Origin of the sequence: Brevundimonas phoenicis (assembly GCF_047237745.1) — a bacterium.
Taxonomy (GTDB): Bacteria; Pseudomonadota; Alphaproteobacteria; order Caulobacterales; family Caulobacteraceae; genus Brevundimonas.
Genome location: NZ_JBDFLN010000001.1, coordinates 1,233,648 through 1,248,216, shown reverse-complemented (window position 1 = coordinate 1,248,216; position 14,569 = coordinate 1,233,648). Strand labels below are relative to the sequence as shown.

Genomic DNA, 14,569 nt, shown 5'->3' with positions numbered 1-14,569 from the left:
TGCAAGCGTTTGCCCGGCCCCTCAGCCGTTCCCCAATTCGCTAGCACTGCATCGAAGACAGAAGTTTCGGATATTATCCAAACGACGGAATAAAATTCACACCAATCACCAAAACCGATCACCATCTTCGAAATGTAGAAATTCGGCCCAGCCCTACAACAGAAGCGTTGTTTCTGCGACAAATCTGAATTTATGATCCAGTGATAGGGATTGAATACGGCCCAATCGGGTCGTTTTTTCTGTTGCGGCTCAGCTTACCAAGGTAGGTTGTGGGCCAAAAATGCTACGGAAAAACGCCGTTATACCGAATATTTTTACTTCGCCATCGAAGACTACCGGGGGAGACGCATGAGTTTCGTGACACGCCGCAAGGCCCTGCCTGTGCTGGGAGGGCCGCCCAAGGCTCATGGGCTGAAACCCACCCTGTCCTGGCCGCATCTGGTCGCCCTGGGCGTCGGCGCCATTGTCGGCACCGGCATCTACACCCTGATCGGCGTGGGGGCTGAGCGGGCCGGGCCGGCGGTCATGCTGGCCTTCGTCATCGCCGGGATCGTCTGCGTCTGCGCCGCCCTAGCCTACGCCGAGTTGGCGACCATGATCCCGGAGTCGGGCTCGGCCTACACCTATTCCTACACCACCCTGGGCGAGGGCGCGGCCTGGATGGTCGGCTGGAGCCTGATCCTGGAATACACCGTCGTCTGTTCGGCCGTGGCCGTGGGCTGGGCGGGCTATTTCTCGGGCATGATGGAGGGGATCGGCATGGGCCTGCCCGCCATGCTGACCTCGGCCCCGTCGCAGGGCGGGATCGTCAACCTGCCCGCCGTCATCATCGTCGCCGCCGTGGCGGGCCTGCTGGTCGCCGGCACCAAGGAAAGCGCCTCGATCAACGCCGTGCTGGTGGTGGTCAAGATCGCCGCCCTGATCGCCTTCGTGGCGATCGCCCTGCCCCACTTCAACCCGGCCAACCTCAAGCCCTTCATGCCCTACGGCTTCTCGCATGGCATCGGCGCCGAGATGGGCGTCATGGCGGCGGCGGCCATCATCTTCTTCGCCTTCTACGGCTTCGACGCCGTGGCCACGGCGGCGGAAGAGACCCGCAACCCCGCCCGCGACCTGACCATCGGCATCATCGGTTCGATGGTGGCCTGCGTCGTCATCTACATGGCCGTGGCCATCGCCGCCCTGGGCGCCATGCCCTTCACCGACTTCATGAAGTCGCCCGAGCCCCTGTCCCACATCATTCGCACCGTCGGGTCCGACCTGTGGGCCACCCTGATCGCGGGTGCGGCGGTCGTCGCCCTGCCCACCGTCATCCTGGCCTTCATGTTCGGCCAGAGCCGCATCTTCTTCGTCATGGCCCGCGACGGCCTGCTGCCGCGCAGCCTGGCCCATGTGTCCGAGCGTTCGGGCGGGCCGGTGCGCGTGACGGCGGGCACGGCCGTCCTGATGGCGATCATCGCCGGTTTCATCCCGCTGGGCGACCTGGCCGCCCTGGCCAACGCCGGAACGCTGGTGGCCTTCGCCTCGGTCGGCCTGTGCCTGATCATGCTGCGCCGCCGTGAGCCCGGCCGTCCGCGCGTCTTCCGCGCCCCGGTGTGGTGGCTGGTCGGGCCCGTGGCCATCGCCGGCTGCGTCTATCTGTTCTTCAGCCTGCCGGCCTCGACCCAGATCAACTTCGTCATCTGGAACGTGATCGGGGTGGCGGTCTATCTGCTGTACAGCCGCCGCAACAGCCTGCTGAACGGCTAAAACAAAGGGCGCCGAGGATGACCTCGGCGCTCTTTTCAATTCTTCAGCGCGTCGCCTCCGGCCGCGCCTTCTTCCGCAGCCACATGGCCGCATCGGCTTCGGACAGCCAGACCTCCGCGTCCGTCTGACCGGCGAATGCGCGCACGCCGAACGAGCCGCCCAGCGCCACCCGCCTCTCATCCCAGATAAAGCCTTCGCTCTGCAGCGCCTCGCTCAGCCGCCGCGCCTTCTCGCGCCCTTCCTCGGCGCCGGCGTTCATCAGCAACACGGTGAACTCGTCCCCGCCCATGCGGCCGACGGCGTCGGATTCGCGCACGTTCGCCAGCAACAGCTCGGCCACGGCGATCAAAGCCGCGTCTCCCGCCGCATGGCCCAGGCCGTCGTTGATTCCCTTGAACCCATCCAGATCGAGATACAGCAGCGCCGCCTCGACTCCGTGGCGGCGGCAATAGGCCAGGTTGCGCGTCAGCACCGTCATGAAGCCGCGCCGATTCAGCGCGGGGGTCAGCACGTCGTGGTCCGCCAGAGCCTCGGCTCGCTCGGCCCGTTCGGTCAGGGCCGCCACCTCGGCGTGCAGGCGCGCGATCTCGGCGCGCAGTTCCGCATCGTCGCCCGCAGAGGTCGTCTGTTCGGCCAGGTGGTTCAAGGCGGGCTCCGGCGTCGCATTTCCGGCCGACTCAAGGCCCCGCGACGCGCCGGAGTCTAGCGTCCTCGGTTGCGGGCGCAACGCGGGTGCTGTAACGGGCCGCTTTCCGCTTGGGGAGCCTTTGCGCATGACCGCCTCCACGCCGCCGGCCACGACGCCTCCTGTCGCCATCATCATGGGCAGCCGCTCCGACTGGCCCACGATGAAGCTGGCCGCCGAACGCCTGGATCAGCTGGGCGTCGCCTGGGAGGCCAAGGTCGTCAGCGCCCACCGCACGCCCCAGCGTCTCTATGACTTCGCCACCACGGCCAAGGACAAGGGCTTCAAGGTCGTCATCGCGGGTGCCGGCGGCGCGGCCCACCTGCCCGGCATGGCCGCGTCCATGACCGATCTGCCGGTGCTGGGCGTGCCGGTCCAGTCCAAGGCGCTGAAGGGGCTCGATTCCCTGCTGTCTATCGTCCAGATGCCCGGCGGCGTGCCCGTCGCTACGCTGGCGATCGGCGAGGCGGGCGCCGCCAACGCGGGCATTCTGGCGGCGCAGATCCTGGCCCTGTCCGATTCCGCCATCGCCGAGCGCCTGTCAGCCTTCCGCGCCGCCCAGACCGAATCCGTCGCCGAAAGCGTCGAGGACTGATGCCCGATTTACCCCTGCCTCCCGGCTCGACCCTCGGCATTCTCGGCGGAGGCCAGTTGGGCCGGATGCTGGCTCAGGCCGCCTCGCGTCTGGGCTTCGACGTGGTGATTCTCGACCCTCAGCCGGACTGCCCCGCCGCCCGCGTCTCGCGCGCCCAGATCACCGCCCCCTATGACGACCCTGACGCCCTGCAGGCGCTGGGCCGCCTGTGCGATGTCGTCACCTTCGAGTTCGAGAACGTCCCCGCCGCCTCGGTCGAGACCCTGGCCGAAGCGGGCGCCCTGGTCGCGCCGGGGCCGACGGCGCTGGCCGTCGCTCAGGACCGGGTGGACGAGAAGACCTATCTGAACGCCGTCGGCGCCCCGACCGTGGCCTTCGCCGCCGTGACCACGCAGGATGACCTCACCAACGCCATCGATCGCTTAGGCCTGCCCGCCCTGCTGAAGACCCGCCGCGAAGGTTATGACGGCAAGGGCCAGGTCTGGATTCGCGACGCCGCCGAGGCCGAAGCCGCCTTCGACGCCATCGGCCGCCGTCCCGCCGTACTGGAAGCCGCCGCCGTCTTCCAACGCGAGCTGTCGATCATCGCCGCCCGCGGCCACGACGGCGCGGTCGCCGTCTATCCTCTCGGCGAGAATGTCCACAAGAACGGCGTGCTGAAGACAACCACCGCTCCCGCCGCGGTCGACCCCGCCACGCAAGCGCGCGCCGAACAGATCGCCGCCGCCGTGCTGGACGGCCTCGACTACATCGGCGTCATGGGCATCGAACTGTTCGACATGGGAGAGGGCGAACTGCTGGTGAACGAGGTCGCCCCGCGCGTTCACAACACCGGCCACTGGACCCAGGACGGCTGCGTCTGCGACCAGTTCGAACAGCACATCCGCGCCGTCGTCGGCTGGCCTCTGGGCCCGACGCAAGCCCACGCCCGCGTCGAGATGACCAATCTGCTGGGCGACGAGGTCGAGCACTGGCGCGCACTGGCCGCCGAGCCGAACGCCCGCCTGCATCTCTACGGCAAGCACGACGTCCGGCCGGGGCGCAAGATGGCCCACATCAACCGCATCCTCTGAACCCTCTCAGCGCCCTCCCTCTCCCAATGGGAGAGGGTTTCCTATGCCTTGGCGCCGTAGCGCAAGCGACCCAGCACGTCGGTGATCGTCCGCACCGGCGCGTCGAAATCCTTGCCCGCCTTCCACTTCTCGAAGGCCATGACGTTGTCGATGCGGCGGGCGACGAAGCCTTCCGCCGCCTCGCGTCCGTCGAACCAGCGCATCGTCAGAGCTGGAATCAGGATGCCGCCCAGAATCGCCCGCTTGGAGTAGTGATTCTGGTCCGTCGCCGTATCCCCGGCCCAGCGCCACAGGTGATCCGCCGTCTCCCACGCCAGCTTGAAGCCCAGGTCGACGTTGGTCGGCAGGCTGAGAAAGCCTGCACAGCGTTTGGCCGCCTCGATATCCTGCGCCCCCGCCTCCATCCGCGCCGAGACGGCGGCGGCGATTCGTTCGCGAATCTTCATCGTGGCCGCAGGCGTGGCCTCCAGAGCTTTCAGAGCCCGCGCGTCGTGGCGACGCGACAGCAGGACCGCCAGATCGCGCGGGCCGTTCGGTAGCAGCAGTTCCTGGTCGCCCAGCGACAGGCCGCATGCCTCGCACGCGGCGCGCGTCAGGCGCGCGTTCCAGCCCAGCGCGGGCGCGCGTTCTATGGCCGCGTCCAGAACGGCCTGTTCAGTGCGGTCGGCCCAATCGCCTTTCGGAGCAGTCTCGGCTGTCTCGGTCATGGGCGGCACGATACGCCCATCCGGCGGGCGTTTCGAGCCATCACGATTAGGCGCGACGATCTGGACACGCCCCCCCCGATCATGTATCAGCGCGCCTTCACTTGGGAGGCCTCCTCTCGAGCGTGGTTTTGTTTTGTCTGCCCGTCTCCCTTGGAAAGGACGCGGCGGGCGGCCAAAGGAGAGAGACCCCTGGTTCAGATTTTTGTCCGCGACAACAATGTCGATCAGGCGCTGAAAGCCCTGAAGAAGAAGATGCAGCGCGAAGGCAGCTTCCGCGAAATGAAGCGTCACGTGCACTTTGAAAAGCCGTCGGAAAAGCGCGCTCGCCAAAAGGCTGAAGCCGTCCGTCGCGCCCGCAAGCTGGCCCGCAAGCGCGCCCAGCGCGAAGGCCTGCTGCCGGCTCCGAAGGGTCGCGGTCGCTAAGACCCGCTGACGCCTGAAAGATCAAAGGCCGCCCCGGATCGCCGGGGCGGCCTTTTTCTTTGCCTGATGACTATGCCCCGCTCCGGTTCCTTTCGCCGTCATCCTCGGACTTGATCCGAGGATCTAGTCACGCCGTCCGCGCTATTCCGAGCGATCCATGCGACCCGGTCCACGTCGCGGGTCTGGATCCTCGGATCAAGTCCGAGGATGACGGAGAGAAGGGAGAGAGGGGGCGAGAGAGGCGCGCACGCGCCTCCCTCCCCTTAGCTTCACCGGCCCGTGACGGCGCCCATGAAGCTCTTCCAGCTCAGCTTCACATCCGACAGGGCGCCGGCGCGGAAGGCGCGGCCCGCCGCCCAGATCATCAGGGCCGCGAACAGGAACATGCCGATCAGGCCGCCGATGATCTCGATCAGGGGCGGTCCGCTGGGCGCGCGCGCGGCCATGACGAAGGGGGTGAAAGGCGGGATCAGGCTGATCACCTTCACCACCATGGCGTCGGGGGTGCGGATGGCCATCTGCATGACCAGGATCGGCACGACCAACACCATCATGATCGGCCCCATCAGGGTCTGGGCGTCGCGCGGCGTGTCGCAGAAGGCGCCGATGGCGGCGAACAGCACCGCATACATCAGATAGCCCCCGACCAGGAACAGCAGGAAGTAGACGAACAGGCCGTCGGTCAGCAGCACCGAGCCGATGTCCCGCGCCACGTCCGGCACGCTCGCCATCAGGCCGATAGCGCCTATGCCGCCCCAGGCGCCCAGTACGGCCAGGGTCAGCAGGGCCACGCCCAACACCTTGCCCGTCAGGATTTCGGTCGCCGAGGCCGAGGACAGCAGCACCTCCAGAATCTTGTTCGACTTCTCCTCCATCACGCTGTTCAGCAGGATGGAGGCGCCGGTGATGATCAGCGACCACAGGATGAAGCCCACCGCCATGCCGACGATGACCGGCAGCTTGTCGCGGAACGACACCTCGCCCCCCGACGCGGCGCGCGGCGAGAAGACCGAGACCTCAGGCCGGAAGCGCTCGGTCTGCGCCACTACCGTGGGGTCGATGCCGCTGGACACGAAGACGCGGCTGCGGTTGGCGGACTTCAGGGCGTCGCGCACGGCGTCTTCCACGACATCGTCGGTGGCCCGGCCGGTCCAGACGCGCGCGCCGGGCTGGCCGTCCTTTTCGGTCAGGAAGACAACGGCGTTCAGACGCTCGCTCTCGGGCGCGTCCTTGTCGACATAGCGACGTGCCAGGGCGTCGCGCGCCTCGCCCGGCGCGGCGGCCATCAGTTCAGCGGGCGCCTCGACCAGCTCAAAGGAGCGCTTGGGCGTCTTGAAGCCCGCGGCGGCGCGCGGCGCCTCCTTCTTCAGCGCCTCAAGCCCGGCGTGGAAACCGCCCTTCTCGGCGGCCTCGCGCACCCGGTCGCCTCCCGCCGTCCCCGACTCGGGCACGGCGGCCATACGTAGGGCGGCGATATCGGCGCGTCCGCGTTCGGTCTCCAGCGCCTGGCGCACGGCGGCGGCCAGGCCGGACCCGGCCGGGGTTTCATCGACGATGACGGCCTCGCGCACCGGCTCCGCATGCTTCATCAGCACCGGAATGGCGCCGCCCAGCACAGCGAACAGCGGAAACGCCAGCAGCGACAGCCAGAAGCCGACCGTCTTGGCGTAGGCCAGAAACTCGCGGCGCGCGATCAGAAGAATCCGGTTCATCAGGCGGCTCCCGTTTTATCGGTCTTGGAGACGGACTGATCTTCGTCCGGATGATCCCCGGTCAGGGCGATGAAGGCGTCGTGCAGGGTCGGCTCCTTCATCTGGAAGCGCCGCACGTCCAGCCCGCCCAGGAAGGCGGCGCGCAGGGCGCTCTGCGCCTCCGCTCCCGGCGTCAGGCCGACGCGCAGGGTGCTGACGGCGCCGTCCTCAGCCAAAACCTCGATGCCGCCGACGCCTGGCAGAGCGGCGACCGCGTTGCGGTCCAGCGCCCCTTCCAGTTCCAGGAAGCGCGGCGAGGTCGCCCGCGCCTCGTCCACCGTGCCCTCGAACGCCTTACGGCCGCGGGCCAACAGCACCACCTTGTCGCACAGACGCTCGGCGTGCTGCATGACGTGGGTCGAGAACAGCACCGTCGCCCCATTGTCGGCCAGGGCGCGGATCATGGCCTCCAGCCCCTGCTGGTTCATCGGATCGAGACCCGAGAACGGCTCGTCCAGAATCACGAACTCCGGCTGATGCACCACCGAGGCGATCAGCTGGACCTTCTGGGCCATCCCCTTGGACAGCTCCTTCATCTTTTTCTTGCTGGCCTCGCCCAGGCCCATCTGCTCCAGCATCTCGCGGCCGCGACGGCGGCCTTCGGGCAGGGGCAGGCCCTTCAGCCCGCCGAAGAAGGCGATGGCGTCCACCGGCGTCATCTTCTTGTAGAGGCCCCGCTCCTCAGGCAGGAAGCCGATCCGGTCGCGCACCTTGCGCCCGTCGTCCGCGCCCAGGATGTCGATACGGCCGCTGGTGGCCGGTTGCAGCCCCAGAATCATCCGCAGGGTCGAGGTCTTGCCCGCCCCGTTCGGTCCCAGGAAGCCGCAGATCGAGCCCTTCTCCACCTGAAAACTCAGGTCGGAGACGGCCTGAAAGCCGCCATATCTCTTGCTGATTCCGTCCAGCGTCAGCGCCGCGACCATTCGGTCCCCCTGCAAAAAGCCCAAGGATCGAATCTAACGACAGCGCGCAGGTAATGGAAAGGGTATTTTACATTACGGTTTGGTCATGATGCCGCGCCGCCTGACGCATCAGGCCGGGGCCTTCACCCGGATATCGAAGCTCTGGCCGACGATCTTGGCGGGATCGATCTGGCCGCCGTTCCGACGCACCTCGAAATGCAGGTGCGGGCCGGTCGAATAGCCCGTCGAGCCGACCAGGCCGATACGCTCGCCGGCCGCCACCACCTTGCCCGTATGCACGTCGATGCGGCTGAGATGGCCGTACAGGCTGGTCATGCCGTTGGGGTGCTGCATCTCGATGAAGTTGCCGTAGCCGCCCGCCTGATAGCCGGCGCGCAGCACCTTGCCCTCGGTCGTGGCGAAGACGCCGGTGCCGGTCGGGGCGGCGATGTCCACGCCCTTGTGCGCCCGCGCCTTGGCCTCAATCGCCAGCTTGCGCAGGCCGAAGGGCGAGTTGATGCGATAGCCCTTCAACGGGGCCTCGAAGACGATCTTGCGGGTGACCGGACCGGCGGGTTCAGCCACCGCCTTCACCGGCGGGGCGATAGGGGCAGAGATGTCGACGACCTTCTCGGGCGCGCCGGAAATCATGCCGACGGGCGCGGCCGCCATGGCCAGAACCGCCAGACCGGCCAGGACGCCCGTCTGGCCGAAACGGATCACATGCGGCCGCACGGCCGGAGGAACTAAACGCATACTCTAACGACTCATTCTGAGCGCTTGGTCAGCGCGGAGGAGCCGTCAGAAAGGCGCGAAACACGCGCGCGGATGGCGAAAATTCAACGTCGCCGACGGCCGGAATTGACCGTCTTTTGCAATTTCACCGGGACATGAATGGGGCGCTCCGAGGGCGACACGGGGTCGCACCTCGGAAACCTTCGTTTCAAGACCTACAGCGGCAGGCTCAGTTTCACCGCCGCCATATGGCTGTCGGCATGGTCGCCGAAGCGGCCCTTGTAGCCGATCGACACCTTCAGCCGCTCCATGACCGTGCCCTCGATCCCGGCGGCGGCCAGCACCTGCCCGCCGAACGGCAGATCTACGTCGCGGGCCAGAATTTGGGCCGGGTTGCCCAGGATGCCGGTGCGCACGTCGTCGCTGTCATCGCTCAGCGTGTCGCGGTAACCGCCTTCGGCGTAGAAGCGGACCCGCTCGGTCCCGCCCTCCGCGCGCAGGGCGATCTCAGCCGTCGTCGCCTGCACCGAACGGTCAGTATAGGCGTACTGCGCCGCCGGGCCCTGCTCGTTGAAGCCGTCCACGTCGGCGTTGATCCAGGCCAACGCCGCGCGCGGCGACAGGGCGAAACCGCCCAGATCGAACCACATGCCGCCCTGCAGGCGCGCCCCCGTCGAGACGCCGCGCGTCGAGCCGCTGTGGACGATCGGCGCCAGGCTGGTCAGGCGGTTGACGTCGTTGAAGTCGTCCTGAGCCACGCCCGCCGCCGCATTGACGAACAGGTCGCCCGAGCGCCAGCCGCCGTAGACGTCCAGCCCGAAGCTGTCGACGTCGGCGCGCAGGGCGCCCGCGTCCACATCGGCGTTGCGATAGGATCCGGCCAGGCCGAAGCGCAGGCTCTCCGTGCCGCTTTCCAGCGCGATGCGCACGCCGTAGCCGTCGGAGGACGCCTCGCCGATGGCGCCGCGCGCGTCGGTCTCGGTCTTGTCGACCAGCCCCTCGACCGAGATCGAGGTTCCGCCCGTCCACGCCTCACGCCCCGACAGGGCGGCGGTCGAGCCGTCCAGCGCGTCCTCGCGGTGCCGCCAGGCCGTCTCGCCCAGCACCGCCGTCTGGCTGCCCAGATCGCCGTAATAGAGGTAGTCGTTCGCCAGACGCGCGATCACCGCATGCCCCTTGGCCGTCGGGTGAACCCCGTCGAAATAGAAGTAGTCGTCCGGGTTGGAGCACAGCGTCACGCCGTTGAAGCAGGCCTGGGTCACGTTCGACACGCCGAAGGCGCTGGGGTTGTTGGCGATCACGTCCCCGACCTTGAACAGGTCCATCAGGATGATGTTCGTTCCTGGCCGCGCCGCCGCCGTCGTGTTCAGCCCGGTCAACAGAGCGCCGTTGAAGGTGGTGACGGCGAAGTCAGCCAGCGGCGCGGCCGCTGTGCCGCGGAACTGCGGCGTCAGGCTCAGCTTCGGTAGGTTCGTGACCAGCACTGTACCCGCACCTGCCTGGGCGATGCCGTTGACGATGAAGTTGATGTCGGCTGCGGCGCTCTGCGCCACCGGCGTAATGCTCGCCGTGGGATTGCTCGAGACCCCCGCCGCCGGCAGTCCCTGAAAGATGTTGTTCGCCCCGCCCAGCACGCTGACCAGGTCATTGGCGCCGAAAGTTCCGCCGCGCTGCTGGTACTGGGCCAGTTGCAGCCGCATCCCCAGCGGCTGGGCCTGGCTATCGGTGCGCGCCCCGCCGAAGGCGTAGTTGATGTTGCCCGTCACCGGCCCCATGAAGTTGGCGGCGGTGAAGCCCAGCCGCTCGGTGAACACCGGCCCGTTGGAGAATCGCCCCGCGCCATAGGGCGGCGAGGTCGGGGTCGATCCGCCCGTCGCCAGATACAGGTTGCCGTTGTCCGACAGGCTGTCGCCGAACACCACCAGACGGTTGTAGCTCTGGGCCGAGGCGGCCCCGGCGGCGGATACGGCGGCCAGGCTCAGAGCGGCCAGCGCCGCTCCGCGAAGAAGACGAGACATCGATTTCCCTCCCATCGACCGTCCGTATGCGGTCGTTATCCGCCACTCTGCGCCGCTTTTCTCAGGACGCAAGATGACGTGACGGAAGGTGATCGACGATCAGCCTAGTACATTGCGACCCGCTCATCCCGGCGGACGCCGGGATCCAGTAAGAGCAACGCCCTCCACCGTTAGTGTGAGGACGCATAAAGGGGCGAACCTTCGAACGCTGAATTTGTGGCCAAAGCACTGGATCCCGGCGTCCGCCGGGATGAGCGGCATCAAAAGAGCGCGCCCCTAATGCAGCCGGCGGAAGCGGATTGTGCCGGGAAGCAGCTTCAGCGCCGTCAGCGCCTCGCGGTCATAGTCGCGGTCAACGTCGGTGATGACATAGCCCGTCCGCTCGTCCGTCTTCAGGTGCTGGCCCAGGATGTTCAGCCCCGCATCCGACAGGGCGCGATTCAGCTCGGCCAGCACGCCCGGCTGGTTCCTGTGGATGTGCAGCAGGCGGTGCGCGCGCGTCACCTCGGCCAGTTGCACGTTCGGCAGGTTGACGCAGAAGGTGGTGTCGCCCCGGTTCAGATAGCCCAGCAGCCGCTCGGCCGCGAACTCGGCGATGGCTTCCTGCGCCTCTTCGGTCGAGCCGCCGATGTGCGGGGTTAGGATGGTCTTGTCCAGACCGACCAGAGGGCTGTCGAACGGGTCGGCGTTGGTGCGCGGCTCCTCGGGGAAGACGTCGACCGCCGCCCCGCCCAGACGACCGGACTTCAGCGCCGCCGCCATCGCGTCCACATCGACCACATGGCCGCGCGACAGGTTCAGGAACAGGGCGCCCGGCTTCATCTTCGCGAACTGATCGGCGCCGATTATGGCGGTGTTCTCCTTGCGGCCGTCGACGTGCAGCGTCACCACGTCCGCCTCGGCCAGCAGGGCGTCCAGCGAGCGCATCCGCCGCGCATTGCCCAGCGCCAGCCGTTCGGACAGATCATAGAACAGCACCCGCATGCCCAGGTTCTCGGCCAGCACCGACAGCTGGCTGCCGATGGCGCCGTAGCCGACGATGCCCAGGGTCTTGCCGCGCACCTCGCGTGATCCCGTGGCCGACTTGTTCCACACGCCCTTGTGCATCTCGCGCGACTTGTCCGCCACGTCGCGCATCAGGACGATCATCATGCCGATGGCCAGTTCGACCACCGAGCGGGTGTTGGAATAGGGGGCGTTGAACACCGCCACGCCCTTGTCCGCCGCCGCGTCCAGATCGACCTGATTGGTGCCGATGCAGAAGGCCGCCACGGCCATCAGCCGGTCCGCCGCCTCCAGCACCCGGCGGCTGACGTTGGTCTTGGAGCGGATGCCCAGAACGTGCACGCCCTTGATCGCCTCGATCAGGTCGTCCTCATCCAGCGCGCCCTTCATCGTCTCGACGGTATAGCCCGCCTCTTCCAGCCGCTCGACGGCGGCGGGGTGGACGTTCTCCAGCAGCAGCATGCGGATGCGGTTGCGCGGATAGGACCAGCGCCCGGCCACGCCCTCGGCGTACAGCACCTCGTCCAGAGAGGCGGCGACGGCGTCGGCGGCCTCGATCACCTTGGCGCGGCTGACGATCTCGGTGAAGGCGTAGAAGCGGTCGGCCGCGCCCTGAATCTTGACCTCGGCGTCAGTCCAGCCGTCGCCGACCATGACCACCGGCCCTTCCAGACCCAGCGCGCGGATCACCTCGGGCTTGCCGTTCTCGCGCGACAGGGGGTTGGTCGTGTCCGCGCCCGTCACGCGGCCTTCGTCGTCATAGATCAGGTCGTTGGCCAGCACATGATCGGCCGCCACGCCCAGCCGCTCGGCCAAGGGCGCGATCACCTCGCGGAAGCCGCCCGACAGGATGTAGATGCGCTCGGCGTTGCGCTGGAAGAAGTCGACGTTGCGGCGGATGGAGACCGTCGCCTCGTCCAGAATCCGATCGGTCAGGGCCTCGACGTGCTCGCGGCGCAGCGCCAGAAGGTCCAGCCGCTGTTTCAGCGCCTCGCCGAAGCCGATGCGGCCGTTCATGGCGTCGTCGGTCAGGGCCGCGATCCGGGCCTTGCGCTCGGCGGCGTCGGGCGCGTCTTTCAGCGCCAGGTCGGCCAACGCCTCCAGCGTCTCGATGCGAACCAGGGTGGAATCGAAGTCGAAGATGAAGACAGGCGAGATCATGCGCGGCCTCTAGCCCCTCTTCGCATCCGCAGCAATAAAAAGGGGCGCCGCAGCACCCCTTTCCGCATGATTTTTCTATTTACCGCTGGAAACCGGCTCAACGGCCGCCGTTTCCGCCCCGACGGCGGCTCTCCAGGGCCGCCGCGCCGATCATTGCGGCGATGGTGGCCACGGCCAGAAGGGCGCCGCCCTCCTTGGCGTGATCGCGGGCGAAGTCGCCGGCGTCCTCGGCATAGCGGCGCGCCTGCTTGGTGTAGCGGCGCATCGGACGGCGCGATTTCTTCCTGGCCCGGCGATACCATTGGTCGGCCCGATCGCGGGCGTCGGCGCCGAAACGTCCGGCCCGTTCATGAGCGTAGTCGCCCAGGTCGGCCGCGCGATGGGTCAGGTCGTCCGCCCCGTGACGCACGCCGCGCGCGATGTCGTCAAAGCGGTGACGCAGGGCCTCGGCGTCGAACCAGCCGCGCGGGTCGATGCGCGTCTTGATCCGCTCATAGCGGGTCGGGCCGCTGCGCTGGTTCAGCAGGATGGTCGCCAGGCCCACGCCCGCCAGGACGGCCACGACGCCCGCCACGACGCCTGGGTGCTTGCGGACCTCGTCCACGACGTTGAACTCACGATCCATCATGTCAGACCTCTTGGGGAAGGAAGCGGTTTCGGTTCCTAAGGGAGCGAGCTTCAGCACAAAGGGTTCCCTGCGTCCGGTCAAGCTTGCCGAACCGCACGTTAAACCGCACGGGGCCGTGGCGCGGGCGACACGCCCTCCCCTTACCAAGCGGGCTTCGGCTCCCTATGTTGCGCCGCTTCCGACAGTTTTCAGGATTTCACGCCGTGACCGATCACGCGCCCGACGCCCCCATCGCCGCCCCGACGGACGACTTCGCCGCCGCCTTCCAGATCGAAGGCTGGCCGGTGCGCGGCCGCCTGGTCCGCCTGGGCGAAGCGGTCGACAAGATCCTGTCGGCCCACGCCTATCCCGAACCGGTCGCCGCCCTGCTGGGCGAGGCCTGCGTCCTGGCCGCCATCGTCGGCTCGGCGCTGAAGTTCGACGGCCGCCTGATCGTTCAGGCTCAGGGCGACGGCCCGGTGCGCTATGTCGTCGCCGACTACGGCACGGACGGCCATCTGCGCGGCTTCTGCCGCTTCGACCCGGAAGAAGTGGCCAAGGCGTCGGAAGGCTTCGCCCGTCCGGGGGCCAAGACCCTGCTGGGCGGCGGCGTCTTCATCATGACGGTGGACCGCGGCGCCGACTTCGAACGCACCCAAGGCGTGACCCCCATCGAGGGCGAGAGCCTGTCGCTATGCGCCGAACACTATTTCTCCCAGTCAGAACAGGTGCCGACCAAGGTCCGCCTGGCCGTCGGCGAGGTCGAGACGGACGCGGGCCGCACATGGCGCGCGGGCGGGGCGATGATTCAGGTCATCGCCGGCGACGAGTCGCGCGGCTCGACCGAAGAGGTGTGGGAGCGCACCCGCGCCCTGTTCGCCACCCTGGGCGACGACGAGCTGATCGACCCGACCATCAGCGCCGAAACCCTGCTGTACCGTCTGTTCCACGAGGACGGCGTGCGACTGGAAGGCGCCAAGGCCCTGGCCGCCGTCTGCCGCTGCTCGAAGGATCGCATCACCACCGTGCTGCAGTCCTTCCCGGCGGAAGAACGCGCCGAAATGGTCGAGGACGACGGCAAGATCCGCGTGACGTGCGAGTATTGCTCGACCAACTATGAGATCGACCCGGCCGAGCTGGAAACGGCCGAGGCCTGAT

The 14,569-nt window shown here is 67.7% G+C and carries 13 protein-coding genes; 5 read left to right on the top strand and 8 right to left on the bottom strand.

Annotated features, from left to right (window positions below; translation table 11 throughout):
* Window positions 1-348: 348 nt before the first annotated feature.
* Window positions 349-1,749, top strand: coding sequence for an amino acid permease (locus ABC419_RS06180; protein WP_412875994.1), 1,401 nt, complete (start codon window positions 349-351; stop codon window positions 1,747-1,749).
* 43 nt (window positions 1,750-1,792) lie between these two features.
* Here the strand turns inward: ABC419_RS06180 and ABC419_RS06175 are convergent, their stop codons facing one another.
* On the bottom strand, window positions 1,793-2,395 hold the full coding sequence (locus ABC419_RS06175) for a GGDEF domain-containing protein (RefSeq protein ID WP_368924648.1): 603 nt from the start codon (window positions 2,393-2,395) through the stop codon (window positions 1,793-1,795).
* A 127-nt stretch (window positions 2,396-2,522) separates the two neighbouring features.
* Here ABC419_RS06175 and purE point away from each other — a divergent pair, with 127 nt between their 5' ends.
* A complete protein-coding gene (gene purE, locus ABC419_RS06170; RefSeq protein WP_412875995.1) occupies window positions 2,523-3,029 on the top strand; it encodes a 5-(carboxyamino)imidazole ribonucleotide mutase in 507 nt (168 codons plus the stop codon).
* Entirely contained in the window at window positions 3,029-4,102 is a 1,074-nt protein-coding gene (locus tag ABC419_RS06165) for a 5-(carboxyamino)imidazole ribonucleotide synthase (RefSeq protein ID WP_412875996.1), read from the top strand. The genes purE and ABC419_RS06165 overlap by 1 nt, the downstream gene beginning before the upstream one ends.
* Before the next feature lie 41 nt (window positions 4,103-4,143).
* Here the strand turns inward: ABC419_RS06165 and ABC419_RS06160 are convergent, their stop codons facing one another.
* A complete protein-coding gene (locus tag ABC419_RS06160) occupies window positions 4,144-4,809 on the bottom strand; it encodes a COQ9 family protein (RefSeq protein WP_200167728.1) in 666 nt (221 codons plus the stop codon).
* A 189-nt stretch (window positions 4,810-4,998) separates the two neighbouring features.
* On the opposite strand from ABC419_RS06160, the gene rpsU reads away from it, so the two are divergent.
* Entirely contained in the window at window positions 4,999-5,232 is a 234-nt protein-coding gene (gene rpsU, locus ABC419_RS06155) for a 30S ribosomal protein S21 (protein WP_087139870.1), read from the top strand.
* 269 nt (window positions 5,233-5,501) lie between these two features.
* On the opposite strand, the gene ABC419_RS06150 is transcribed toward rpsU, so the two are convergent.
* From ABC419_RS06150 to ABC419_RS06120, 6 genes are all read right to left on the bottom strand, one after another.
* Window positions 5,502-6,944: an ABC transporter permease gene (locus ABC419_RS06150; protein WP_412875997.1), complete on the bottom strand. Its 1,443-nt coding sequence runs from the start codon at window positions 6,942-6,944 to the stop codon at window positions 5,502-5,504.
* A complete protein-coding gene (locus ABC419_RS06145) occupies window positions 6,944-7,906 on the bottom strand; it encodes an ABC transporter ATP-binding protein (RefSeq protein WP_412875998.1) in 963 nt (320 codons plus the stop codon). Before ABC419_RS06145 ends, ABC419_RS06150 begins: the two co-directional genes overlap by 1 nt.
* A 108-nt stretch (window positions 7,907-8,014) precedes the next feature.
* Entirely contained in the window at window positions 8,015-8,641 is a 627-nt protein-coding gene (locus ABC419_RS06140) for a M23 family metallopeptidase (protein WP_292060289.1), read from the bottom strand.
* Window positions 8,642-8,835: 194 nt separating this feature from the next.
* Window positions 8,836-10,638 (bottom strand): autotransporter domain-containing protein, encoded by a 1,803-nt coding sequence (locus tag ABC419_RS06135; protein WP_412875999.1) that lies wholly within the window; start codon window positions 10,636-10,638, stop codon window positions 8,836-8,838.
* Window positions 10,639-10,914: 276 nt separating this feature from the next.
* Window positions 10,915-12,804 carry a phosphoglycerate dehydrogenase gene (gene serA / locus ABC419_RS06130; RefSeq protein ID WP_459562591.1) on the bottom strand — a complete coding sequence of 630 codons (1,890 nt, stop codon included), beginning with the start codon at window positions 12,802-12,804 and terminating at the stop codon, window positions 10,915-10,917.
* Between the two features lie 97 nt (window positions 12,805-12,901).
* Window positions 12,902-13,432: a hypothetical protein gene (locus ABC419_RS06120; protein WP_412876000.1), complete on the bottom strand. Its 531-nt coding sequence runs from the start codon at window positions 13,430-13,432 to the stop codon at window positions 12,902-12,904.
* Between the two features lie 203 nt (window positions 13,433-13,635).
* On the opposite strand from ABC419_RS06120, the gene ABC419_RS06115 reads away from it, so the two are divergent.
* Entirely contained in the window at window positions 13,636-14,568 is a 933-nt protein-coding gene (locus ABC419_RS06115; RefSeq protein WP_289647745.1) for an Hsp33 family molecular chaperone, read from the top strand.
* Window position 14,569 lies beyond the last annotated feature (1 nt).

Bases quoted from the DNA above. Each gene is read 5' to 3' on its own strand.
- ABC419_RS06180 (WP_412875994.1), top strand. From the start codon at position 349: ATGAGTTTCGTGACACGCCGCAAGGCCCTGCCTGTGCTGGGAGGGCCG.
- purE (WP_412875995.1), top strand. From the start codon at position 2,523: ATGACCGCCTCCACGCCGCCGGCCACGACGCCTCCTGTCGCCATCATC.
- ABC419_RS06165 (WP_412875996.1), top strand. From the start codon at position 3,029: ATGCCCGATTTACCCCTGCCTCCCGGCTCGACCCTCGGCATTCTCGGC.
- ABC419_RS06160 (WP_200167728.1), bottom strand. From the start codon at position 4,809: ATGACCGAGACAGCCGAGACTGCTCCGAAAGGCGATTGGGCCGACCGC.
- ABC419_RS06150 (WP_412875997.1), bottom strand. From the start codon at position 6,944: ATGAACCGGATTCTTCTGATCGCGCGCCGCGAGTTTCTGGCCTACGCC.
- ABC419_RS06145 (WP_412875998.1), bottom strand. From the start codon at position 7,906: ATGGTCGCGGCGCTGACGCTGGACGGAATCAGCAAGAGATATGGCGGC.
- ABC419_RS06140 (WP_292060289.1), bottom strand. From the start codon at position 8,641: ATGCGTTTAGTTCCTCCGGCCGTGCGGCCGCATGTGATCCGTTTCGGC.
- ABC419_RS06135 (WP_412875999.1), bottom strand. From the start codon at position 10,638: ATGTCTCGTCTTCTTCGCGGAGCGGCGCTGGCCGCTCTGAGCCTGGCC.
- serA (WP_459562591.1), bottom strand. From the start codon at position 12,804: ATGATCTCGCCTGTCTTCATCTTCGACTTCGATTCCACCCTGGTTCGC.
- ABC419_RS06120 (WP_412876000.1), bottom strand. From the start codon at position 13,432: ATGATGGATCGTGAGTTCAACGTCGTGGACGAGGTCCGCAAGCACCCA.